Genomic DNA, 22,718 nt, shown 5'->3' on the forward strand with positions numbered 1-22,718 from the left:
TCAGGCCGGCCACGGTCAGTAACGTGACTGTCCGACTTGGGGTGGCACCAGCTACACCCCCGTTCCGGGCAGCAGCTTCATGGCTGCCGCTCCGTGCCCCCGCCTATCGTTCGATCATGACCATTCCACCCCGGTTGCGGCGCACTCTCACCCTCCTGACCCGCGATGCGTCCTTCCTCGCCCTCGGGGCGCCGCTGCACCTCTTCACCGGGTTCCTGCTGTTCATGATCTTCGGACTCGTGTGGGAGATCATCGAGGGGCACGACGCCAGCGTGCCGGTGGTCCTCGGGTTCGCGCTGATACTGGCGGTGTTCTCCGCGCCGGCGCTGACCGCCGCCCAGCGCTGGCGCTTCCGGCGGCTGCTCGGGATCGACATACCCCGCTCGGGGTGGCAGCGCCCGCAGCGGCAGTACGGCTACCACTTCCTGGTCGGCATACTGCTCGGCGGGCTCGAAGTGCTGTGGCTGGCCCTGCTGTTGTCCGGCGTGGCCGCCGCCACGGTGTACGTGTGGGTATGGGGGGTTCCCTGGGAGTGGCGGGCCGATCACCCCGGCTACAGCACCCAGGGGTTCTACGTCACCCTCGCCGGACTCGCCGCCCTCGCCGCGGCCCCCGCTCTCGCCACGGTCCTGGTGCGCCTGGAGACGCATGTCGGGCCCGGTCTGCTGGGGCCCGACCCGAGCGAGGACCTGGCGCGGCGAGTGGTCGACCTCACCGAGAGCCGCGACGGGATCGTGGACGCCGCGGACGCCGAACGGCGGCGCATCGAGCGGGACCTGCACGACGGGGCGCAGCAGCGGCTGGTGTCGCTGGCGCTGAACCTGGGGCTGGCCAGGGCCACGCTGACGGACCTGCCGCCCGAGGCGCGCGAGGTGATCGACGCGGCGCACCGCGAGGCGAAGGACGCGATCGAGGAGTTGAACTCGCTGGTGCGCGGGCTGCATCCGGCCGTCCTGGACGAGCTGGGGCTCGACGCGGCGCTGTCGGGGCTGGCGGCCCGGGCGCCGCTGCCCGTACGGCTGCGGGTGGATCTGCCGCAGGATCCGTCGGAGCGGGTGGCGCCGTCCGTCGAGGCGGTGGCGTACTTCGTGGTCTCCGAGGCGCTGACGAACGTGGCCAAGCATGCGCCGGAGGCGACCCGGGCGGAGGTGACGGTCACCCGGCTGGGCGGGATACTACGGGTGGTGATCGCCGACGACGGGGTGGGCGGCGCCGATCCGTCCGGGGGAACCGGCCTTACGGGGCTCGCCCAGCGCGTGCGGTCCGTGGACGGGACATTCCGGATGAGCAGTCCCGTGGGGGAACCGACCATGATGAGCGTGGAGCTGCCGTGCCCGAGGTGAGGCGTGCTGTGATCGCCGAGGATTCCGTGCTGCTGCGGATCGGGCTGGTCAAGGTGGTGGAGATGGCCGGCTTCGAGGTGGCGGCCGAGGCGGGGGACGCGCAGGGGTTGCTGGCCGCGGTCGAGGAGCACCGCCCCGACCTCGCGGTGGTGGACGTGCGGATGCCGCCGGGCTTCACCGACGAGGGGGTGCGGGCCGCCCTGACGATCCGGCAGAGGTGGCCGTCGACCGCCGTATTGCTGCTCTCGCAGTACGTCGAGGAGCGCTACGCCGCCGATCTGCTCGCGACCAACACCAGCGGTGTCGGGTATCTGCTCAAGCAACGGGTCGCGGATGTCGAGGAGTTCATCGAGGCGCTGCGGAGGGTGGCGGGCGGTGGCACCGCGCTGGACCCGCAGGTCGTCGCGCAGCTGCTGGTGCGGCGGCCGAGTGACCCGCTGGAGCGGCTGACGGCCCGCGAGCGGGAGGTGCTCGCGCTGATGGCCGAGGGGCGTTCCAACGCGGGGATCGCCGCCGGGCTGGTGGTCAGCGAGAGCGCGGTCGCCAAGCACATCAACAACATCCTGGCGAAGCTGGACCTGCCGAGGGCGGACGCCGATCACCGCCGGGTGCTGGCGGTGCTGCACTTCCTGGGCGTCGGCGACCAGCCGTAGCGCGGGCTTCCGGGGCGCGAGGGAGCGGTGGTGCGGGGCGCGGTGGAGTGGTGGTGCGGGGCCGTAGTGCATTGGTCCGGTAACAAAGCCGGCCCAGGGCGCATCCATCGGCCCTTCTCACGCGTCTCATGAGCGAGCGGCTTTCTCATATGGGCCGCACTGCAGGGGTATTTGGAGTATTCAATTTGAAAACCGGCATTAAGGGCATTCGTCGCGTCTCTGCGGTCGCCATCACCGCTGGAGCCGTCCTCACTGCCGGGGCGTTCGCCGCTCCGGCACAGGCCGCCACGCTCCCGACGCCCACGATCACCGCCAAGGGCGGTTTCGTGATGAACAACGGCACGGGCAAGTCCCTGTTCACCAAGGCGGCGGACACCCGTCGCTCGACCGGCTCCACCACCAAGATCATGACTGCCCGGGTGGTACTCGGGCAGTCGAATCTGAACCTCGACTCCAAGGTCACGGTCCAGAAGGCGTACAGCGACTACATCGTCAACAACAACTGGGCCTCCTCGGCCCGGCTGATCGTCGGCGACAAGGTCTCCGTCCGCCAGCTGCTGTACGGCCTGATGCTGCCGTCCGGCTGCGACGCCGCGTACGCGCTGGCCGACAAGTTCGGCTCCGGGTCCACCCGGGGCGCGCGGGTGAAGTCGTTCATCGGCAAGATGAACGCCACCGCCAAGAGCCTCGGCCTGACGAACACGCACTTCGACTCGTTCGACGGCATCGGGCACGGCTCGAACTACTCCACGCCGCGCGACCTGACCAAGCTCGCCAGCAACGCGATGAAGTACTCCACGTTCCGTACGGTCGTGGGCACCAAGTCGACCAAGCAGAAGGTCACCACGAAGAGCGGCGGCTACCGCTACATGACGTGGGACAACACCAACACCCTGCTCGGCAGCTACGCGGGCACCATCGGCGTGAAGACCGGCTCGGGTCCGGAGGCCAAGTACTGCCTGGTCTTCGCCGCCACCCGGAACGGCAAGACCGTCATCGGCGCGGTCCTCGCCGCGCCGTCGGTCGCCGACCGCACGGCCGACGCGAAGAAGCTGCTGGACTACGGCTTCAAGAAGTAACCGGCAAACCCGGTGTGGGGCCCGCCCTCGGTCGTACGGCCAGGGGCGGGCCCTTCGTCGTTGCTGCCGCCGAAAATGCGTTGCCGCCCGGTGGCGTACGGGGGAGGCTGCGCGGCATGACGCATCAGGGCACAAGCGACAGGGCGCAAGAGGTGACCGCACTGTTCTCCCAGGGGCGGTTGACGGCGATTCCACGGAAGGCGGCCCGGCGCGAGCAGTTGCTCGTCCACCTCGCGGAGACGCTGTTCGAGCGGGACCGGGAGTACAGCGAGCGTGAGGTCAACGAGGCGCTGTTGACCGTGCACGAGGACTGTTCGGCGCTGCGGCGGTACCTGGTGGTGGCGGGTCTGCTGGCCCGCCCGAAGGACGGCAGCAGCTACCGGCGGGCCCGGTAGCGCACACCAGGAGCGCCGGTGCCGCACGAGGAGGACACCGCAGGCACGAAGCTGCCGAGGGCGGCACTCGCCCTGACGCCGGGAAGGCGCCTCAGTCGCGGAGGCCGCGCAGGACCAGGTTGCGGACCGCTTCGAAGTCGGCGGTGATCTCCGGGCGGGACCACTCCGCGGCGTAACACGGGTCATGGAAGCGGCCGGTGGCGTCGAAGACGGCGCGCGCGGTGGTGGCCGGCGAGGGCGTGTGGAAGGCGCCCTGGCTGACCCCGGCTTCGATGATCGCCGTGAGCTGCGACTCCAGATCGGTGACGTGCCGGTCGACCGCTCCGCCGCTTTCGCCGATCAAGGTCATGTAGGTGGCGAACAGTTCGGGATCGTCACCGGCCTTGTGCCGCTTGGCCTCGAACAGGGTGGTCAGCCAGCGGTCCAGCCGCTCCGGCGCCGGGCCGTCCTCCGTCACGATGGCCGACAGCTCCTGGCTCGTCCGGTCCAGCCAACGTGCCGTGACCGCCTCCCGCAGCGCCGCCTTCGTACGGAAGTGGCGGTAGACGCTGCCGTGGCTGACGCCCAGGGCGCGCGCCACATCCACGACCGTGGCCTTGGCGGGGCCGTAGCGGCGCAGCACCTCCTCGGTGGCTTCGAGGATGCGCTCGGGGGTCAACGTCTCGGGGGGCATGGGGCGGGCCGGCCTTTCGGAGGAGCGCGCGGGGCGGGGGTGGTGGTACCTACGGACGGTACCTGGCCGTGCCCCTCGCCCGCCGCTGCGGTCAGCGCTCGCTGTCGAGGTGGGCCATCTGCTCGGACGGATAGCGCGCGCCGGCGGCGGCATCGGCCGGGACCGCCCGCTCGATCGCGGCCAGGTCCTCCGCGTCCAGCGTGACGTCCAGGGCGCCGAGCGCCTCGGACAGCCGGTCGCGGCGGCGGGCGCCGACCAGCGGGACGATGTCCTCACCCCGCGAGAGCACCCAGGCGATGGCGATCTGGGCGACCGAGACGCCCTTCTGCTCGGCGATCTTGCGCAGCGCGTCCACCAGGTCGAGGTTGTGTGCCAGGTTCTCGCCCTGGAAGCGCGGGCTCATACCGCGGAAGTCGTTCGCGGCGAGCTTGCGGTCGCGGCTGAAGTGGCCGCTGATCAGGCCCCGGGACAGCACGCCGTACGCGGTGATGCCGATGCCCAGTTCGCGGGCGGTCGGCAGGATCGCGTCCTCGATGCCACGGGAGAGGAGGGAGTACTCGATCTGGAGGTCGGAGATCGGGGCGACGGCCGCGGCGCGCCGCAAGGTCTCCGCGCCGACCTCGGAGAGGCCGATGTGCCGCACATGGCCGGCCTCGACCAGCTCGGCGATGGCGCCGACGGTCTCCTCGACCGGGACGTCCGGGTCGAGCCGGGCGATGCGGTAGATGTCGATGTGGTCCGTGCCCAGGCGCTGGAGGGAGTAGGCGGCGAAGTTCTTCACCGCGGCGGGTCGGCCGTCGTAGCCGGTGAAGCCGCCCTCGACGGTGCGCAGGGCGCCGAACTTGACGCTGACCAGAGCGGACTCGCGGGCCGCCGCGGGGGCGGTGCGCAGGGCCTCGTTGAGGAGGAGTTCGTTGTGGCCCATGCCGTAGAAGTCGCCGGTGTCGAGCAGGGTGACGCCGGCGTCGAGGGCGGCGTGGACGGTGGCGAGGGACTCGGCGCGGTCGCTGTCGCCGTAGAGAGCGGACATACCCATGCAGCCGAGGCCGAGGGCGGAAGTCTGCGGGCCGGTGGTGCCCAGGGTGCGGGTCTGCACTGCGTGCTCCTGAAGGAAAGAGGGGGCGTCGGAGGGGGCTCCGGCGGGCGCCGGAGGGGCCCGCGCGGCGTTGGCGGCGCCGGCGGTCAACGGGAGAAACCGTCGGGATCCTCCGTGCATTCAGCATGGCATGACGGCTGACAGATTTCAATATCTGTCAGCCGTCACATGTGAGCCCGGCTGTCTCCTCGCGCCTTTCCGCAGGTCAGCGCACGGACCGCGGGAGCCGCAGGGCAAGCGCCGTGGTCCCCGCGACGATGGCCAGCTGGGTCAACAGGGCGGCGAGCAGCGCGTCGCGGATGCCGACGCTCGGCAGCAGCGAGAGGAAGAGGGTGCCCAGGGTCGCCACGCCCAGCGCGAGCCCGGACTGCTGGGTGGTGACCATCGCGCCGCCGCCCACCCCCGCCTGCGCCACCGGCAGTTCGCTCAGCACGATGCGCATCAGAACCGGCAGCACCATGCCCTGCCCGAAGCCCAGGACCGCCATGCTCGGCGCGAGACCGGCCACCGAGGTACCGGGCCAGCTCGCGTGCACGGTCAGCGCCAGCGCGATCAGCCCGCCGCCCTGGATCAGCGAACCGGCGATCACCACCCGCCGCCCGAAGCGGCCGACCAGCCGCGGCCCGGCGAGCGAGGCGATGAAGAAGGTCACGCAGAGCGGCACCAGCGACAGGCCGGCCGCGAACGGGCCGTAACGCAGGCCGTTCTGCAGGGCGACGGCCACCACGAACATGAACCCGCCGAAGCCCACCGAGAACGGAACGATCATGGCCAGCCCGCTGTTCACGGACGGGATGCGCAGGAGCGAGGGCGGCACCAGCGGCGTGCGCCCGGAACGCTCGGCCCGCGGCTCGACCAGGACGAACGCGGTGCCGACGAAGGGGAAGACGGCCAGCAGGAGCCAGGACCACAGGGGCCAGCCGGCCGCCCGCCCCTCGGTCAGCGGCAGCAGCAGCGTGATCAGGGCGGCGGCCAGCAGCGCGGTACCGGGACCGTCGACGCGGGTCGGGTGCGGGGAGCGGGTCTCGGGCACCGTACGGGCGGCCAGCAGCCAGGCCGCCGCCGCGATCGGCACGTTCACCAGGAAGACCGCGCGCCAGCCGGTGCCCGCCAGGTCGACGGAGACCAGCAGCCCGCCGAGCACCTGGCCGACGGCGCTGGAGACGCCGGCCGTGCCGCCGTACAGGCTGACGGCCCTGGCGCGCCGCTTGCCGGTGGTCGTGGCCTGGATGGTGGCCAGCACCTGCGGCAGCAGCAGCGCCGCCGCCGCGCCCTGGGTGACCCGGGCGGCCACCAGCGTCCCGGCGTCCGGGGCGAGACCGCAGGCCAGCGAGGTCAGACCGAACGCGGCCAGGCCCCACAGGAACAGCCGGCGGCGGCCGACCATGTCGCCGAGCCGGCCGCCCAGGACGAGCAGCGTGGCGTAGGCGACGCCGTATCCGGCCACCACCATCTCCAGCATCGCGGGGCCCGCGTGCAGGTCGCGGTCGATGGTCGGCAGGGCGACGTTGACGATAAAGAAGTCGATCATGGGCAGGGCGGCGCCCAGCAGAACGGTCAGCAGGCCCAGAGGGGTCAGCAGCGCCGGGACGGCGGGCTTCGGCGGCACGTCGGCCGGCGCTTCGAGAGTGGGGGTCAGTGCTCGGGTATCGCTCACGGTGTCGACGATCGCCGACGACTCAGACGGGTACCAGAGTGTCCTTATCCTGGTATCGGTGCTACCTGGCAACCGGCTGAGCACTGCGGCACCCTGGAAGCATGACCGTAGACGCGACCCTGACGCAGGCTGCCACACGCCCCGCCGCGTCCGCCGCTCCGCCGCCGTCCGGCACCGCCCCGCGCACGGGCACGACACCCGGCGACGACGCCGTGCGCCGGGCCGAGCTGGCCGCCTTCCTGCGCAGCCGGCGCGAGCGCATCACCCCCGAGCAGGTCGGCCTGCCGCGCGGTGCCCGCCGCCGGACGCCCGGGCTGCGCCGCGAGGAGGTCGCGCACCTGGGGGCCGTCGGCGTCACCTGGTACACCTGGCTCGAACAGGCCCGGGACATCCACGTCTCCCCGCAGGTCCTGGACGCGGTGGCCCGCGCGCTGCTGCTCGACCGCGCCGAGCGCAGCCACCTCTTCGCGCTCGCCGGCGCCGTCGATCCGCTGCCGGGCAAGGAGTGCACCGGCGTCTCGCGTGAACTGCGCCAGATGCTCCAGCAGTTGGCGCCGTTCCCCGCGGTCGTCCAGAACAGCCGGTTCGACATCCTCGCCCACAACAGCACCTACGGGCGGCTGATGTGCGACCTCGACGCGCTGCCCGAAGAGGACCGCAACTGCATGTGGCTGGCGTTCACCAACCCCGATTGGCGGGCGTGCGTGGTCGATCTGGACGCCACGATGCGGCTGATGGCCGCCAAGTTCCGCGCCTCGATGGCCGAGCACGTCGCGGAGCCCGCCTGGAAGGCACTGGTCGCCCGGCTGACGGACGCCTCGCCCGAGTTCCGGGAGATCTGGGCGCAGCACGAGGTCATCCGCCCGGCCAGCTCCGTCAAGCTCTTCCGCCACCCCCGGGTGGGCCTCCTCCAGGTGACCGCCACCAGCCTGTGGACGGGCCCCAACCCCGGCCCGAAGCTGCTGGCCTACACCCCCGTGGACGAGACGACCCACGAGCGGCTCCGGCAGCTGGAGGAGCTGGCGCTCGCCGCGGCGTGACGTGGCCGGGCCCGCCGGGTGACGTGACCGCGTCCGGTCGCCGCGCCGCAGCGGGCCGGACACCGGCCGCGCGCTGTCCCACGGCCTCGGGCCGCCCGCCGACGGCGCGCCGCCCTACGACCGCGCGTCGGCCGGGCGGTGTCCCGGCCGGTCCTCCTCGAAGAGCGCCGCGGTGCGCCGGACGGTGGCCCTGGCCCAGCGGCCCGTCGTCAGGGCGCCGAGCAGCAGGACGGCCGCGCCGCAGCCGGCGATGATCCACCAGGCCGGCCGGCCCGCCGCGACGAACTGCTGCCCGCCGGCGGCGGCGTGCGCCCCGCCCGCCAGTACGGCGCCGATCACCGCGACGCCGAGCGACTGCCCCACCTGCCGGCTGGTGGACGCCACGGCGGCGGCCACCCCGGCCTGGGCGCGCGGCATACCGGACACCGCGGTATTGGTGATCGGTGCGTTGACCAGGCCGAATCCGATGCCGAAGAGGACGTAGCCGGTGAACAGCAGGGTGTTGCTCGCCTGTGCGTCGAAGGCCGCGAAGAGCAGCCCGCTCGCGCCCATCGTGGTACCGGCGAGCAGCAGCGGCAGCCGGGGGCCGCGGTTGCCGACGAGCCGTCCCGACAGCGGTGCGCAGACCAGCGTCATCCCGGCCATGGGCAGCATGTAGAGCCCGGCCTCCAGGGCGGACAGCCCGCGGATGTTCTGCAGGTACAGCGTGTTGACGAAGAGGAAGCCGCCGAGCGCGGCGAAGGCGCACACCGCGACGACGGTGGCGCCGCTGAACGGCGCGCTGTGGAAGAACCGCAGGTCGATCAGGGGTTCCCTGCGGCGCCGCTCGTAGCCGATCAGCGCCACCAGCGAGACCAGCGCCACCAGCACGAAGCCCAGGATCTCGGGGGAGGTCCAGCCGGCGCCGGGCGCCTCGATGATCGCGTACGTCAGCGAGCCGAGCAGCGCGATCACCAGCAGCTGGCCCACCGGGTCGACCCGGCGCGGCCGCGGGGCGCGTGACTCGGGGACGTAGCGCAGGGTGAGGAACAGCGCGAGCGCGCCGATCGGGACGTTGATCCAGAAGATCGAGCGCCAGCCGACGCTCTGCACCAGCAGCCCGCCGATCACCGGCCCGGCCGCCATGCTGATGCCGACGACCCCGCCCCACACCCCGATGGCACGGGCACGTTCCCGGGGGTCGGTGAAGGTGTTGGTGATGATCGACATCGCGACGGGGTTGAGCATCGAGCCGCCGACGGCCTGCACCATCCGGAAGACCACCAGCCACGAGAGGCCGGGCGCCAGGCTGCACAGCAGCGAGCCGAGCGCGAAGACCACCAGCCCCACCGTGAATATCCGCCGCCGGCCCAGCCGGTCGGCCGTCGAACCGGCCAGCATCAGCAGCGACGCCAGCACCAGCGTGTAGGCGTCGATCGTCCACTGCATCCCGGAGACCGAGGCGTGCAGCTCACGCTGCATCGACGGCAGGGCGACGTTGAGCACGGTGTTGTCCAGGCTGACGATCAGCAGGCTCATACAGCAGATCGCCAGTACCAGGAGTCGACGCCGGCGGCTGAGGTCAGGCATGGTTGAACGCTACAACGATCCGCGTCGTCCGTGCCCGGTAGGCCCGCTCCCGTGGTCCCGGCAGGGCCACTCCCGCGGTGCGGGACAATAGGAGGTCGCAGCCGCCGGCCGGCCCGTCCGTACGCCGTGCGGCCCGCCCGCCCCGCCCCGTCGAAGGAAGCCGAGGAAGACAGCCCCATGACTCCGCTGCAGATCGGTCCGCACACCGTGCAGCCGCCCGTGGTCCTCGCGCCGATGGCCGGGATCACCAACGCCCCGTTCCGGACGCTGTGCCGGGAGTTCTCGGGCGGCAAGGGCCTGTTCGTCAGCGAAATGATCACGACGCGGGCGCTGGTCGAGCGCAACGAGAAGACCATGCAGCTGATCCACTTCGACGAGACCGAGAAGCCGCGCTCGATCCAGCTGTACGGCGTCGACCCGGACACCGTCGGCAAGGCCGTCCGCATGATCGCGGACGAGGACCTCGCCGATCACATCGACCTCAACTTCGGCTGCCCGGTCCCCAAGGTGACCCGTAAGGGCGGCGGCTCGGCGCTCCCGTACAAGCGCCATCTGCTGCGTTCCATCCTGCGCGAGGCGGTGGCGAACGCGGGCGCGCTGCCGGTGACCATGAAGATGCGCAAGGGCATCGACGACGACCACATCACCTACCTGGACGCGGGGCGGATCGCGGCCGAGGAGGGCGTCACCGCCATCGCGCTGCACGGGCGGACCGCGGCCCAGCACTACGGCGGCACCGCCGACTGGGACGCCATCGCCCGTCTGAAGGAGCACGTCCCCGAGATCCCGGTGCTCGGCAACGGGGACATCTGGTCGGCGGACGACGCCCGGCGGATGATGCGCGAGACCGGCTGCGACGGGGTGGTCGTCGGGCGCGGCTGCCTGGGCCGGCCCTGGCTGTTCGGCGACCTGGTCGCCGGCTTCGAGGGGACGGGCACCTACGCCGAGCCCACCCTCAAGGAGGTCGCGGCCGTGATGCTGCGGCACGCCACCCTGCTCGGCGAGTGGATCGGCGACGAGGCGCGCGGCGTGATCGACTTCCGCAAGCACGTCGCCTGGTACACCAAGGGCTTCTCGATCGGCTCCGAGATGCGCCGCAGCCTCGCGGTGACCTCCTCGCTCGACGAGCTGGAGTCCCTGCTGTCGGAGCTGGACCTGGACCAGCCGTGGCCGGCCGGCGCGGACGGCCCGCGCGGCCGTACGTCGGGCCGCAACCGCGTCGTCCTCCCGGACGGCTGGCTGGACGACCCGTACGACTGCGCGGGCGTCGACGCGGACGCGGAGCTGGACACCTCGGGCGGCTGAGCGCGGCGCGCGGCCCCACGGGCCCGGCGTTACCGTTTGAGTCCGTACGGGAGCTGGCCGAGGGAGTGCGCGCTGTGGTGAGCGGAGACCGTTCCGTCGAGGACACCGAGCAGGCCGTACGGGCCAGGCTCGGGGACCTCCCCCTCCACCGTGCGCAGATGGCCGCGGTGGCGGGCCTCCACCGCGCCGCGGCTGCCGTGCGCCAGCACGTCGAGAACTCCGTGCTGCGCGGCGCCGATCTGACCTGGACGTCGTTCGTCGTGCTGTGGGTGGTGTGGATCCGCGGTGAGCCGGAGACCCGGGAGGTCGCCGCGGAAGCCGGCATCTCCAAGGGCACGCTCACCGGCGTCGCCCGCACCCTGCAGGGCCGCGGCCTGCTGGAACGCAAGGAGCACCCGGTCGACGGGCGGCTCGTCCTGCTCGCCGTCACGCCCGAGGGCGAGCGGCTGATGGCCCGGATCGTCCCGGAGTTCAACGCCGAGGAGGTCTTCGTCACCGAGGCGTTGAGCGACGACGAGGCGGAGGACCTGGCGGATCTGCTGCGCCGGGTGGTGCTCCAGGTCGAGACCCGCGGCGCGGAACGCCGGCTGGAGCTGCTCGACGGCCGGGAGCCACCGCCCCGGCGCAGCGGCCGCCGCGCGCAGCACTGACCGCCGCCTGAGCCCACGCCGCCGGTGCACCGGCCGTCAGCGGTCGAGGACGGCCAGGTCGAGCCGGTGCAACCGCGCCGGGTCGGCCAGTACGTCGATGGCGACGGCCTGCCCGTCCGTGACGGTGAAGGCCATGACGGACAGCGGCCGCCCCTGGGCGACGACCACGACTCCGGCGGCCCCGTTGACCAGCGCCGGCCGGACGTACGGGGCGAGCTGCCCGAAGGTGAGGGCCTGCGCGGCCACGGTCCGCGCGCCGTGCAGCACGACGGTGTGGCGGGCCCCGGCGCCGCCGTCGGAGCGCAGCACGACGTCCGGGTCGAGGACCGTGACCAGCGCCTCGAAGTCGCCGTCACGGGCGGCGGCGAAGAACGCGTCGACGACCTTCCGCTGCCGGGCGAGGTCCGGGTCGGGCGCCGGGGCCCGACCCCGCACCCGGCGGCGGGCGCGGCTCGCGAGTTGCCGGGTCGCGGCCGCGGACCGCTCGATCAGCGGGGCGATCTCGTCGAAGGGCACGGCGAACATGTCGTGCAGGACGAACGCCAGCCGCTCGGCCGGCGCCAGCGCGTCGAGCACCACCAGCAGCGCCAGCCCGACGGAGTCGGCCAACAGGGCTTCCTGTTCGGGGTCGACGCCGTCCGCACGGCTGACGACCGGGTCGGGTATCCGCACCTCCAGGGGGTCCTCGCGCCGGTGCTCGCGGGTGCGCAGCTGGTTGAGGCAGAGCCGGGCCACCACTGTGGTCAGCCACCCGGCGAGGTTCTCGACGCCGCTGGTGTCGGTGCGGTGCAGCCTCAGCCAGGCTTCCTGTACGGCGTCGTCGGCCTCGCTGAGCGAACCGAGCATGCGGTAGGCCACCGCGCGCAGTCGCGCCCGGTGTTCCTCGAAGCGCGCGGCGAGTACCGCGGTCCGGTCCACCGTGCCTGCACTCTCGTCCACCGTGTCACTTCCTTCCCGGGGGCCCGCGACAGAGGGGCCGGGAGCATCTTCCCGGTAGTGGCCCAGGAGTTCACCGCGAGGACGGACGCGGGGGCGTGCCGGCCGGCCGTATACGACCTCGGACGCGGGAGCGGACCTCACCTTGGCCGGGAACCATGGCCCGGCGGCTCTCCTCGGGGCTGCCTGCGGAGTGACGGGTGGCCGATTTGCGCGCAGATCTGCCGCTCGGGCGGGACCGGGTGCGTGTTCCGGTCGACGATTTTCCTGAGCGAGGAGCGCGAAGCGGGTCCAAATGATGGGACCCACTCACACATGAGCGCGTGATTCTCGCCACCCCTGATAGGGGTTGCGCTCAGATGAGCGGTTGGCGCCGGGCTCCACCTCTCCAAGGGTGGCACCCGGTGCCACGCGTCATGCGTTCGATTCATTGACCCATTCGTCGCACTGCGTAGTACGAATGGCCCAACCGAGCAGCTGAGTGTAGTGATGCATTCAGGTAATGAAGTGTCGCCCGAGCGCGTGATCACTTTCGATCTGGTGGCGGACGACTGGTTACGCACGTATGTCGACCAAGTGGACGTACCCATACGCCTTCGATCTGGGTATGTTCCTGGCCGTCAGGGCAGCCCGTCGGCGAGGAGTCAGTGCCGTGCCGGAAACACAAGATCCCCACGTAACCCAGCCTTCGTCCGCGAAGTTCGTCTACGACTTCACCGAGGGCAACAAGGACCTGAAGGACCTGCTAGGCGGCAAGGGCGCGAACCTCGCCGAGATGACCAACCTGGGGCTTCCCGTGCCTCCGGGCTTCACGATCACCACCGAAGCCTGCAAGGTCTACCTCGACAGCGGCACCGAGCCGGCGGCACTGCGTGCCGAGGTCTCCGAGCACCTCGACGCCCTTGAGCAGAAGATGGGCAAGAAGCTCGGCCAGGCCGACGACCCGCTGCTCGTATCGGTGCGTTCCGGGGCGAAGTTCTCCATGCCCGGCATGATGGACACCGTTCTGAACATCGGCCTCTCCGACGCGTCGGTTTCCGGCCTCGCCGCGCAGGCCGGTGACGAGCGGTTCGCGTGGGACTCCTACCGCCGGCTGATCCAGATGTTCGGCAAGACCGTGCTGGGCGTCGACGGCGAACTCTTCGAGGAGGCGCTGGAGGAGGCCAAGCAGGCCAAGGGCGTCCGCGTCGACGTCGACCTCGACGCCGAGGACCTCAAGAGCCTGGTCGCGCACTTCAAGGACGTCGTCGCCAAGGAGACCGGCCGCGACTTCCCGCAGGACCCGCGCGAGCAGATGGACCTCGCCGTGCGCGCGGTCTTCGACTCGTGGAACACCGACCGTGCCAAGCTCTACCGCCGCCAGGAGCGCATCCCCGGCGACCTCGGCACGGCCGTCAACGTCTGTTCCATGGTCTTCGGCAACCTGGGCCCCGACTCCGGCACCGGCGTCGCCTTCACCCGCGACCCCGCCAGCGGCCACCAGGGCGTCTACGGCGACTACCTCCAGAACGCGCAGGGCGAGGACGTCGTCGCGGGTATCCGCAACACGGTCCCGCTCGCGGACCTGGAGCAGATCGACAAGACGTCGTACGACCAGCTGATGCAGATCATGGAGACGCTCGAAACGCACTACAAGGACCTGTGCGACATCGAGTTCACCATCGAGCGCGGCAAGCTGTGGATGCTGCAGACCCGGGTCGGCAAGCGCACCGCCGGTGCCGCCTTCCGGATCGCCACCCAGCTCGTCGACCAGGGCCTGATCGACGAGGCCGAGGCCCTCCAGCGGGTCAACGGCGCGCAGCTGGCGCAGCTGATGTTCCCCCGCTTCGACCTGGGCGCGAAGTCCGAGACGATCGGCCGCGGCATCGCCGCCTCCCCGGGCGCGGCGGTCGGCAAGGCCGTCTTCGACTCGTACACCGCCGTCAAGTGGTCGCGCTCCGGCGAGAAGGTCATCCTGATCCGCCGCGAGACCAACCCCGACGACCTCAACGGCATGATCGCCGCGGAGGGCATCCTCACCTCCCGCGGCGGCAAGACCTCGCACGCCGCCGTCGTCGCCCGCGGCATGGGCAAGACCTGTGTCTGCGGCGCCGAGGAGCTGGAGGTCGACACCAAGGCCCGCCGGATGACGACCCAGGACGGGACCGTCATCGAGGAGGGCGACGTCGTCTCCATCGACGGCTCCACCGGCAAGGTCTACTCCGGTGAGGTACCGGTCGTGCCGTCCCCGGTCGTGGAGTACTTCGAGGGCCGGATGCACGCCGGCGCCGAGGACGCCGACGAGCTGGTCAAGGCCGTCCACCGGATCATGGCGTACGCGGACCGGGTGCGCCGGCTGCGCGTACGGGCCAACGCCGACAACGCCGAGGACGCCGCCCGCGCCCGCCGGTTCGGCGCCCAGGGCATCGGCCTGTGCCGCACCGAGCACATGTTCCTCGGTGAGCGGCGCGAGATGGTCGAGCGCCTCATCCTGGCCGACACCGACGCCGACAAGGAGGCCGCGCTCGAAGAGCTGCTGCCGCTCCAGAAGGCCGACTTCATCGAGCTGTTCGAGTCGATGGACGGACTGCCGGTGACGGTACGGCTGCTGGACCCGCCGCTGCACGAGTTCCTGCCCGACATCACCGAGCTGTCGGTCCGGGTCGCGCTCGCCGAGGCCCGCAAGGACGCCAACGAGAACGACCTGCGCCTCCTCCAGGCCGTGCACAAGCTGCACGAATCGAACCCGATGCTGGGTCTGCGCGGCGTACGCCTGGGCCTGGTCATCCCCGGGCTGTTCGCGATGCAGGTGCGCGCCATCGCCGAGGCGGCCGCCGAGCGCAAGAACGCCAAGGGCGACCCGCGTGCGGAGATCATGATTCCGCTCGTCGGCACCGTCCAGGAACTGGAGATCGTCCGCGAGGAGGCCGAGCAGGTCATCGCCGAGGTCGAGAAGACCCACGGCGTCGAGCTCAAGCTCACCCTCGGCACGATGATCGAGCTGCCCCGCGCCGCCCTCACGGCCGGTCAGATCGCCGAGTCCGCCGACTTCTTCTCCTTCGGCACGAACGACCTCACGCAGACGGTCTGGGGCTTCTCCCGCGACGACGTCGAGGCCAGCTTCTTCACCGCGTACCTGGAGAAGGGCATCTTCGGCGTCAGCCCGTTCGAGACCATCGACAAGGACGGCGTGGGCTCGCTGGTCCGCAACGCCGCCGCGGCCGGCCGGGCCACCCGCCCGGACCTCAAGCTCGGCGTCTGCGGTGAGCACGGCGGCGACCCGGAGTCCGTCCACTTCTTCCACGAGGTGGGCCTGGACTACGTCTCCTGCTCCCCGTTCCGCATCCCGGTCGCACGACTGGAAGCGGGCCGGGCGGCGGCCGAGTCGAAGGGCAGCGACAGCCGCTGAACCAGTCTTCCGGGGCCCCGCGGATGCCGAGCGCACCGCGGCGCCCCGGAAACGCACCACCGGAGCCGGCGGGCCGGGCGCCCGACCCTCACCCGCCCCCTCGCCAGGCTCCGGAACCCAACGAGGGCGGCACCTTGTGCGGAGGTGCCGCCCTCGGTTTTCTGCGTTCGGGGTGAGCAGATGCGGGGGAGGGACAGCGGACGGGGGCGGCACCTGTGCGGAGGTGCCGCCCTCGCTTTCTCCGGACTCCCCCCTCGGGAGCTGCCGCCACCCCGGTCGGCGCGGGAAGGCGGCCTTCGACGGGGCTGCCGAGCGGCCGGTTCATTGCCCATCACCCCCCACGGGATCGAGCAATCCGGGCCGGTCGCGCCGCCGTCGAATTGAGTACAAGCATTGCTCTCGCCTGCCGGGTCGCGCGAGCCCTTTCAAGTCTGGCCAAAAGGGCATGGTGACCGCGCGTGTTGGCGTGCATACTCAGGCGTGCCGGGGGCCGACTGAGGAAACAGGGGTGGAGGTTCGGTGTTACGCGTCCATTTCAGTGGACTCGATCTGGCCCGTGTGCGCATTGCGGCGCGCCCGGACGCGCTGTGGGAGACGGTCTTGAGCTTTCACCGTCTGCGCGACCGGCGGGACGATTCCGCGTTCGGCAAATGGCGATCGGAAACGCGTGGAAAGTTGAATGGCGAAGCGCGGCTGCTGGCGCCGCTGGTGCCCACGCGCGGCTATTTCCCCGATTTCCTGACGCCCGCCGAAGGGCTCCTCGGGATGGGGGACGCGCTGGCCGCGCTGCGCGAGACACCCGCCGTCCGGCTGCACGACGAGCTGTCCCGGCTGTCCACCGCCACCCGCCCGCTCCCGTCGTGGATACGGGCGATGGCCGAGGGCGACAGCCGCGCCCTCGGCCGGCTCGCGGGGGTTCTCCAGCGCTACTACGAGGTGGCCGTCGCCCCGTACTGGTCCCGCGTCCAGGGCCGCATCGAGGCCGACCGGGCGGCCCGCGGCCGGGCCCTGCTCGACGGCGGCGCGGACCGGCTGCTCGCCCTGCTCCCGCCGATGATGCGCTGGCGCCCGCCGGTCCTGGAGGCCGACTACCCGGTGGACCGCGAACTGCATCTCAACGGCCGGGGACTGCTCCTGCTGCCCTCGTACTTCTGCCGCCGCACCCCGGTCACGTTCCACAACCCGGACCTGACGCCCGTCCTGGTCTACCCCGTGGAGCACCCGGCGCCGCGGCTCACGCCGCACGTTCCGCAGGAACGTTCCCTCGGGCGGCTCGTCGGCCAGACCCGCTCCGCGATACTCCAGGGCATCGGCGTCGGCTGCACCACCAGTGAACTCGCCCGTCGCGCCGACGTCTCGGTGGCCTCCGCCAGCCAGCACGCGACCGTGCTGCGCGATGCCGGGCTGCTGAACACGCTGCGGCAGGGCAACGCGGTGCTGCACACCCTCACCCCGCTGGGCGCGGCCCTGCTGCGCGGCGCGCGCCCGGCGGAGGAGGCCGCCTACGGGTGACCGGCGCGAGGGCGGCCGGTGCGCGGGTGAGCGGCGCTCGGTGCGCGGGTCGGTGGTGTGCGGGCGGGGCGGGCGTCCTTGGCCGGTACGGTCGGCGGTCGCGCAACCGGTCGGTACGGGCGGCGGTGCCACGTTCAGTACGGGCGGTCGCCCGCGATGGCGACGCGTTCGGCGACCCGGCGCGCGGTGCCGTAGTCGTTGACCGCGTAGTGCTGGGTGGCGCGGTTGTCCCAGAACGCGAGATCGCCGGCCTGCCAGCGCCACCGCACCTGGAACTCCGGTACGTGCGCCTGCTGGAACAGCAGCCGCAGCATCCGGTCGCCGGCCGCCTCGTCCCAGTCCACGATCCGCGTGGTGAAGGACGCGTTGACGAACAGCATCCGCCGCCCGGTCTCCGGGTGCCGGCGCACCACCGGATGCTCGACGGGCGGGAACTGCTCCTGAAATGGCGCCAGTTGTGCGGGGGAGTAGAAGCGGGCGAAGCCCGGGAGATAGTCGTGCACCGCCCGCGCCCCGTCGATCGCGGCCCTGATTTCCGAAGGCAAATTGTCGTACGCCGCGGCCATATCGGCCCACATGGTGTCCCCGCCGGCGGGCGGCACCTCGCGCAACTGCAACACCGCGCCGAGCGCCGGCCGCTCCCGGAACGTGACGTCCGTGTGCCATACGTTCTCGAACGTGGGCACCCCGCCGGCCGCCTTGTCGAACCGCACCACGTCCCGGGAATCACCCTGCGCGAGCAGCGGATTGGTCTCCAACTCCCCCCAATTGGCGGCGAATTCGCGTTGTGACTCCGAAGTAAGGTGCTGCCCGCGGAAGAACAACACCTTCCACTCCAGCAGCGCCCGGTTCAGCTCCGCGCGCAGCCCCCCGGACAGCGGCCGGGACAGGTCCAGCCCGCGGATCTCGGCCCCGATCGTCGCGGCCTGTGGCACGACCTCGAAGCGCTCGTACGGCCGGTCCTCCCACCCGTCGGGCGTACGGCGCAGCGTCCGCGGGCCCTCGTACAGCCCGTCTGCCGGGATGCGGTGCGGGCGCAGGACGGGAGCGGCCGGCGTGGTGGGGGCGGGGGGAGCGTCGGAGGCGACTAGAGCGGCGGGAGCGGCGGGAGTGGTGGTGGCTTCGGCAGCGGTGGTCAACGGGTCCTCCTGGACGGGCGGGAAGCGGGGAGGCAGGGGCGTACGGGGCAGGAGTGAAGGGCGTACGAAGGGAGAGCCGGGCCTGGCGGGGCGAGCCGGGATCACGAGGGCGCGAGCGGCGCCGCGCCAGGGAGGCGGCGGTCACCGGGGCGGACGTCGGCGGTCACCGGTGCGGACGTCGGCCGGCCGGGCATCGGCCCGGGCAACCGCCGGACGGCTCAGGCGGTGCGGCGACAACAGGCCGGGGGAGAACCCACCCGGCCACGGCGGCGCAGAAAGCTCAGGCCGCGGGGCGCGCACGTGCCGTGGGGGCCGCCGTCGCGCGGCGCCACCTCACGGACCTCCAAGTGCGTGCTCATGCCACGCACCGTACCCCTTCGGTGCCGGAGCCCTCAATGCCCCGGTCCGCCTCAGTCGTCGATCCCGCTGCGCTCCACGCCCGCGACGATGTACCGCTGGAGCAGCAGGAAGACCACCACCAGCGGGGCGATCGAGACCGCCGCGGCCACGAACAGCTCATGCAGGTTGAGGCTCTGCGCGGTGGTGAACGTGGACAGCGCGACCTGCACCGTCCAGGACTCCTGGTCCTGCCCGATCACCAGCGGCCACAGGAAGGCGTTCCAGGCCCCGATGAACACGATGGTGCCGACGGCGGCGAACACCGGCCGGGAGTTCGGGACCACGATCTTCCAGTACGTCCGCCAGTAGCCGAGGCCGTCGACCCGGGCGGCGTCCTCCAGCTCCCGGGGGAAGCCCAGGAAGTACTGCCGGAAGATGAAGCAGGCGAACGCGCTGAACAGCGTCGGAATGATCAGCCCGCGCAGGGTCGAGATCCACCCCAGCGTCGACACCAGCACGAAGCTCGGCACGAACGTCACGGCCGCCGGCACCATCAGCGTCCCCAGGATCGCGTAGAAGACGACGTTGGCGTGCCGGTACGGAATCCTGGCGAGTCCGTACCCGGCGAGCGAGGCCAGCACGACCGTGCCGGCCGTCGTCGACACCGCGATCAGCGTGGAGTTGAGCAGCGCCCGCCCCAGGGGGAGGTTCGGGTCCCGGAAGACCTCGGTCAGGTTCGACCACCGGAGCTCGTGCGGGAAGAACGTCCAGTCCGGTGCCGTGATGTCCCGTTCGCCGGCGAGCCCGTTGCGCACCAGCAGATAGAACGGCACCAGGAACAGCAGCGCCAGGGCGACCAGCAGCACCACGCGCAGCGCCCGCCCCGCCCTCGTCAGCGCATCCTGCATCGCGCTCAGTCCTCCCCCTTGCGGCCGAGCCCGAACCACCGGGCCTGCACCACCGTCGCCACCGCGATGATCAACGCCAGGATCACCGCACCGGCGCTGCCCAGCCCGAGGTTCTGATCCTGGCCCAGCGCCGTGTAGTACAGGTAGACCAACGGCGGCCGGGCGTACGGCGGATACCCGCGCGCGTCACTCAGCAGGTTGTAGAACTCGTCGAACGCCTGGAACGCGTTGATCACCAACAGCAGCACCACGGCGACCGAGGTGGCCCGCAGCTGCGGAAAGGTGATGTGCCGGAAGGTCTGCCAGCCCGGCCGGGCCCCGTCCACCGCCGCCGCCTCGTACAGCTGCGGTGAGATCCGCTGCAGCCCCGCCAGGAAGAGGATCATGTAGAACCCCGCCTGCAGCCACAGCCGTACGGTCACGATGACCAGCCAGTACCAGGGTGGATGGGTCGTCGACAGCCAGGCGGTCTGGTCCGCGCCGAACCACCCCAGCACGGTGTTGGCCAGCCCGAACCGCACCCCGTTGAAGATCGACAGCTTCCAGATCACCGCCGCGACGACGTACGAGCACGCCGTCGGCAGGAAGAAGACCGAGCGGAAGAACGCCTGGGCGACGCGCAGCCGGTTGACCATCAGCGCCAGGGCGAGCGCGAGCACATAGGTCGCCGGCACGATGAACGCCGTGAACAGCACGAACGTCCCCAGGCTGGCCAGGAACGCGCCGTCGCTGAGCATCGCGCCGTAGTTGCCCAGGCCGACGAAGTCCGAGGCGTCCGGGCTCACCGTGTTGTGCGCGTCGAAGAAGCTGAGGTAGAGGCTCCAGACCAACGGCACGTACGTGAACAGCCCCAGCCCCAGGGCGAACGGCCCGACGAACACCCAGAACCACAGATTCCGCCGCTGTGGCCCCAGCACCCCGGTGCTCATTTCTTCTTGACCCGCTGAAGCTCGGCACTGACCTTCCGCACCACGCCCTTCAGCTCGCCCTCCGGGTGGGCGCCGTCCTTGATGATCCGGCTCAGCGCGTCCTGATACGCCGTGCGGCTCGCCGCGGTCCACAGCAGCGGCTCCGCGTGCCCGTACTCCGTCGCGAACCGCACCGCGTCGGCCGCCGCGCCCTCCCGCAGCTGCTCGGCCTGCTTGGCGAGCGAGATCCGCGCCGGGATGTGGAAGCCGTACGACAGCGCGAAGTCACGCTGGAAATCGGTGCGTTCCACCCACAGCCACTTGGCGAAGGCTTTCGCCTGCGCGGTGTGCTTGCTACGCGCACTGACCGCGGAGCCGTACGCCCCCACCGGAACGGCGGGCTTGCCGCCGCTCCCGTCCCCGGGGAACGGCAGCACTCCGAAGTCGTCCCCCAACGCCTTCTTGATCTGCGGCAGCGCCCACAGCCCCGACCACTGCATCGCGGTCAGCCCCTGGACGAGCGCCGACGGATCGGACCAGTCCGTAGGGGCGCCCAGCAGCAGCGACTTGTCCGCGTACAGCTGCCGGATCTTCCCCAGCGCCCGTGCCGCGGCCGGATCGTCGAACCCGACCTTCCCCTCCTCGCTGATCAGGCTCAGCCCGGCGGCGAACAGCGGCGTACCGCTGAGCACCCCCACCCCGCCGTCATTCCCCAGGAACAGGCCCTTGGTCTTCTTCTTCCCGCTGACCGCCTTCGCCGCGTCCACCAGCTCGTCGAGCGTCCGCGGCGGCTGCACCCCGGCGTCCTTCAGCGCGCTCTTGCGGTAGTAGAGCATCTGCATGTCGATGACCTGCGGAATGCCCCAGACCTTCCCCTGCCAGGTCTTCGGCGCCAGCACGGCCTGGTTGAAGTCGTCCTTCACCGGCTCGATCTCGGCGGTCAGATCGACCACCTGCCCGCCCTGTATCTGGTCCAGCAGCGGACCGTTGACCTCGAAGACATCGGGCCCGGAGTCGGTGAGCAGCGCGGCCGCGGTCTGCCGGTCGTAGTCCCCGGGCCGCCACTGCACGGTGACCTCGGTCTTCTTGTACGCGGCGGCATACCGCTTCACGGCCCGCTCGGTCCCCGGCTCCCCGTACTGGTGGTACCACTGTCGGAGCCCGGCCCCCGAATCTCCGTCCCCACGCCCGGTGTTGGACCCACAGGCCGTGGCCAGCGCCGCGCCGAGGACGGCCCCGCCGCCGCCCGCCATCAACCGTCGTCTGCCGAACGTCCCCGCCATGGTCGTCGCCCCCTGCGCTCGTAGCCCGCCAGTAACTTCCCTGTTCCGCCGCTGTGCCGGTGCGTCTCGTTAAGTGATCGTCGATCACCCGCACGCGACCGTCCACTCTGCCGCACGACCGTGACGCCCGCATTGCATCTGCACGAAACGGCCGACGCGCGCCCCGGCAGCCGCAACAGCCCTCAGCTGTCCGACACCCCCGCGGCCGCACGGCCTATCGCCTCCAACGCCGCCTCCCAGACACAGGGATAGCCCTCCACATACATCTCCTGGGCCAGCCCCGGCCCCACCGCCACGTCCGGCACCGAAACCCGCACCGTCCGCCCGTTCACCGTGAACAGGTGCGTCACCCAGGAATCGCCACTCGCATCCGGATCAGCGTTCACCTCCGCCTCCCCCAGCGGAAGCCCCCGCTCGTTGAGCGCCCCCACCAGCCGCCGCACATTGGCCCAGATGGTCTGCCGGGCCGCGTCGAACGCACAGAGCCCCTCCACCAGATCGGCCCACCCGTACGCAACGCCGTTGTGCACCAGCGCCCAAGGCCCCTCTGCGGTCCCCTCCTTCACCACCGCGAGCGGCACGCCCGGCATCACGAGATCGCCCTCGTACCCCTGCGGACACTCGAAGGAGAACTGAAGACAACCGGGCCACTCGTCATCCGCCTCGCCGTCGTCGAGATACGCCCACGGCTCCACACACCCCCCGTCGACGAGTTCGGCCAGCAGCGCGGCGGTGTTCGCCCGCGCGTGGGCAGCGACCTGGTCGTCGTCGGCGAGGACTTCCCTGATCCTCTCGGCGCTGTCAGTCATGCCGCCATGATGAACCGCCCCACTGACAACGGGAGA

Annotated in this window: 19 protein-coding genes; 9 read left to right on the plus strand and 10 right to left on the minus strand. The window is 71.4% G+C overall.

What is annotated here, in order from left to right:
- Positions 1 to 116: 116 nt before the first annotated feature.
- From SL103_RS06500 to SL103_RS06515, 4 genes are all read left to right on the plus strand, one after another.
- A complete protein-coding gene (locus SL103_RS06500) occupies positions 117 to 1,343 on the plus strand; it encodes a sensor histidine kinase (protein WP_069567801.1) in 1,227 nt (408 codons plus the stop codon).
- A gap of 8 nt (positions 1,344 to 1,351) precedes the next feature.
- Positions 1,352 to 1,996 (plus strand): response regulator, encoded by a 645-nt coding sequence (locus tag SL103_RS06505; protein WP_069567802.1) that lies wholly within the window; start codon positions 1,352 to 1,354, stop codon positions 1,994 to 1,996.
- A 185-nt stretch (positions 1,997 to 2,181) separates the two neighbouring features.
- Positions 2,182 to 3,075, plus strand: coding sequence for a D-alanyl-D-alanine carboxypeptidase family protein (locus tag SL103_RS06510; RefSeq protein ID WP_069567803.1), 894 nt, complete (start codon positions 2,182 to 2,184; stop codon positions 3,073 to 3,075).
- Positions 3,076 to 3,191: 116 nt separating this feature from the next.
- Positions 3,192 to 3,470 carry a DUF2087 domain-containing protein gene (locus tag SL103_RS06515; protein ID WP_069567804.1) on the plus strand — a complete coding sequence of 93 codons (279 nt, stop codon included), beginning with the start codon at positions 3,192 to 3,194 and terminating at the stop codon, positions 3,468 to 3,470.
- Between the two features lie 91 nt (positions 3,471 to 3,561).
- Here the strand turns inward: SL103_RS06515 and SL103_RS06520 are convergent, their stop codons facing one another.
- From SL103_RS06520 to SL103_RS06530, 3 genes are all read right to left on the minus strand, one after another.
- Positions 3,562 to 4,143, minus strand: a complete 582-nt coding sequence (locus tag SL103_RS06520; RefSeq protein ID WP_069567805.1) for a TetR family transcriptional regulator — start codon at positions 4,141 to 4,143, stop codon at positions 3,562 to 3,564.
- Between the two features lie 91 nt (positions 4,144 to 4,234).
- Positions 4,235 to 5,239 carry an aldo/keto reductase gene (locus SL103_RS06525; protein WP_069567806.1) on the minus strand — a complete coding sequence of 335 codons (1,005 nt, stop codon included), beginning with the start codon at positions 5,237 to 5,239 and terminating at the stop codon, positions 4,235 to 4,237.
- A gap of 205 nt (positions 5,240 to 5,444) precedes the next feature.
- Positions 5,445 to 6,896 carry an MFS transporter gene (locus tag SL103_RS06530; RefSeq protein WP_069567807.1) on the minus strand — a complete coding sequence of 484 codons (1,452 nt, stop codon included), beginning with the start codon at positions 6,894 to 6,896 and terminating at the stop codon, positions 5,445 to 5,447.
- A gap of 101 nt (positions 6,897 to 6,997) precedes the next feature.
- Between SL103_RS06530 and SL103_RS06535 the strand changes: the two genes are divergently transcribed.
- Positions 6,998 to 7,936 (plus strand): helix-turn-helix transcriptional regulator, encoded by a 939-nt coding sequence (locus tag SL103_RS06535; protein ID WP_079145595.1) that lies wholly within the window; start codon positions 6,998 to 7,000, stop codon positions 7,934 to 7,936.
- 114 nt (positions 7,937 to 8,050) lie between these two features.
- Here SL103_RS06535 and SL103_RS06540 read toward each other — a convergent pair whose 3' ends face one another.
- Positions 8,051 to 9,505 carry an MFS transporter gene (locus SL103_RS06540; RefSeq protein ID WP_069567808.1) on the minus strand — a complete coding sequence of 485 codons (1,455 nt, stop codon included), beginning with the start codon at positions 9,503 to 9,505 and terminating at the stop codon, positions 8,051 to 8,053.
- A gap of 177 nt (positions 9,506 to 9,682) precedes the next feature.
- Between SL103_RS06540 and dusB the strand changes: the two genes are divergently transcribed.
- Both dusB and SL103_RS06550 read left to right on the plus strand, forming a co-directional pair.
- Entirely contained in the window at positions 9,683 to 10,810 is a 1,128-nt protein-coding gene (gene dusB / locus SL103_RS06545) for a tRNA dihydrouridine synthase DusB (RefSeq protein ID WP_069567809.1), read from the plus strand.
- A 77-nt stretch (positions 10,811 to 10,887) separates the two neighbouring features.
- Positions 10,888 to 11,460, plus strand: a complete 573-nt coding sequence (locus SL103_RS06550; protein WP_069573473.1) for a MarR family winged helix-turn-helix transcriptional regulator — start codon at positions 10,888 to 10,890, stop codon at positions 11,458 to 11,460.
- A gap of 36 nt (positions 11,461 to 11,496) precedes the next feature.
- Here SL103_RS06550 and SL103_RS06555 read toward each other — a convergent pair whose 3' ends face one another.
- The gene (locus tag SL103_RS06555; RefSeq protein WP_244303854.1) at positions 11,497 to 12,399 is read right to left on the minus strand and encodes a sigma-70 family RNA polymerase sigma factor; all 903 of its coding nucleotides are present in this window, start codon (positions 12,397 to 12,399) and stop codon (positions 11,497 to 11,499) included.
- Positions 12,400 to 13,003: 604 nt separating this feature from the next.
- Between SL103_RS06555 and ppdK the strand changes: the two genes are divergently transcribed.
- Positions 13,004 to 15,784: a pyruvate, phosphate dikinase gene (gene ppdK / locus SL103_RS06560; RefSeq protein ID WP_432215388.1), complete on the plus strand. Its 2,781-nt coding sequence runs from the start codon at positions 13,004 to 13,006 to the stop codon at positions 15,782 to 15,784.
- Between the two features lie 675 nt (positions 15,785 to 16,459).
- Complete coding sequence (locus tag SL103_RS06565; protein ID WP_069567811.1) at positions 16,460 to 17,296, plus strand: ArsR/SmtB family transcription factor; 837 nt, start codon at positions 16,460 to 16,462, stop codon at positions 17,294 to 17,296.
- Positions 17,297 to 17,430: 134 nt separating this feature from the next.
- On the opposite strand, the gene SL103_RS06570 is transcribed toward SL103_RS06565, so the two are convergent.
- The 5 genes from SL103_RS06570 to SL103_RS06590 all read right to left on the minus strand — a co-directional run bounded on the left by SL103_RS06570 (position 17,431) and on the right by SL103_RS06590 (position 22,682).
- A complete protein-coding gene (locus SL103_RS06570; RefSeq protein ID WP_069573476.1) occupies positions 17,431 to 18,336 on the minus strand; it encodes a TauD/TfdA dioxygenase family protein in 906 nt (301 codons plus the stop codon).
- 509 nt (positions 18,337 to 18,845) lie between these two features.
- Entirely contained in the window at positions 18,846 to 19,682 is an 837-nt protein-coding gene (locus SL103_RS06575) for a carbohydrate ABC transporter permease (protein ID WP_069567812.1), read from the minus strand.
- Between the two features lie 5 nt (positions 19,683 to 19,687).
- On the minus strand, positions 19,688 to 20,611 hold the full coding sequence (locus SL103_RS06580; protein ID WP_069567813.1) for a carbohydrate ABC transporter permease: 924 nt from the start codon (positions 20,609 to 20,611) through the stop codon (positions 19,688 to 19,690).
- On the minus strand, positions 20,608 to 21,873 hold the full coding sequence (locus SL103_RS06585; RefSeq protein WP_079145598.1) for an ABC transporter substrate-binding protein: 1,266 nt from the start codon (positions 21,871 to 21,873) through the stop codon (positions 20,608 to 20,610). Before SL103_RS06585 ends, SL103_RS06580 begins: the two co-directional genes overlap by 4 nt.
- A 182-nt stretch (positions 21,874 to 22,055) precedes the next feature.
- Entirely contained in the window at positions 22,056 to 22,682 is a 627-nt protein-coding gene (locus SL103_RS06590; protein WP_069567814.1) for a hypothetical protein, read from the minus strand.
- Between the last annotated feature and the right edge of the window lie 36 nt (positions 22,683 to 22,718).

This window comes from Streptomyces lydicus (assembly GCF_001729485.1).
Taxonomy (GTDB): Bacteria; Actinomycetota; Actinomycetes; order Streptomycetales; family Streptomycetaceae; genus Streptomyces; species Streptomyces lydicus_D.

Excerpts from the sequence above, each read along its gene's own strand:
- SL103_RS06585 (WP_079145598.1), bottom strand. The coding sequence starts at position 21,873 with ATGGCGGGGACGTTCGGCAGACGACGGTTGATGGCGGGCGGCGGCGGG.
- SL103_RS06580 (WP_069567813.1), bottom strand. The coding sequence starts at position 20,611 with ATGAGCACCGGGGTGCTGGGGCCACAGCGGCGGAATCTGTGGTTCTGG.
- SL103_RS06575 (WP_069567812.1), bottom strand. The coding sequence starts at position 19,682 with ATGCAGGATGCGCTGACGAGGGCGGGGCGGGCGCTGCGCGTGGTGCTG.
- SL103_RS06515 (WP_069567804.1), top strand. The coding sequence starts at position 3,192 with ATGACGCATCAGGGCACAAGCGACAGGGCGCAAGAGGTGACCGCACTG.
- dusB (WP_069567809.1), top strand. The coding sequence starts at position 9,683 with ATGACTCCGCTGCAGATCGGTCCGCACACCGTGCAGCCGCCCGTGGTC.
- ppdK (WP_432215388.1), top strand. The coding sequence starts at position 13,004 with ATGTTCCTGGCCGTCAGGGCAGCCCGTCGGCGAGGAGTCAGTGCCGTG.
- SL103_RS06520 (WP_069567805.1), bottom strand. The coding sequence starts at position 4,143 with ATGCCCCCCGAGACGTTGACCCCCGAGCGCATCCTCGAAGCCACCGAG.
- SL103_RS06500 (WP_069567801.1), top strand. The coding sequence starts at position 117 with ATGACCATTCCACCCCGGTTGCGGCGCACTCTCACCCTCCTGACCCGC.
- SL103_RS06535 (WP_079145595.1), top strand. The coding sequence starts at position 6,998 with ATGACCGTAGACGCGACCCTGACGCAGGCTGCCACACGCCCCGCCGCG.
- SL103_RS06540 (WP_069567808.1), bottom strand. The coding sequence starts at position 9,505 with ATGCCTGACCTCAGCCGCCGGCGTCGACTCCTGGTACTGGCGATCTGC.
- SL103_RS06590 (WP_069567814.1), bottom strand. The coding sequence starts at position 22,682 with ATGACTGACAGCGCCGAGAGGATCAGGGAAGTCCTCGCCGACGACGAC.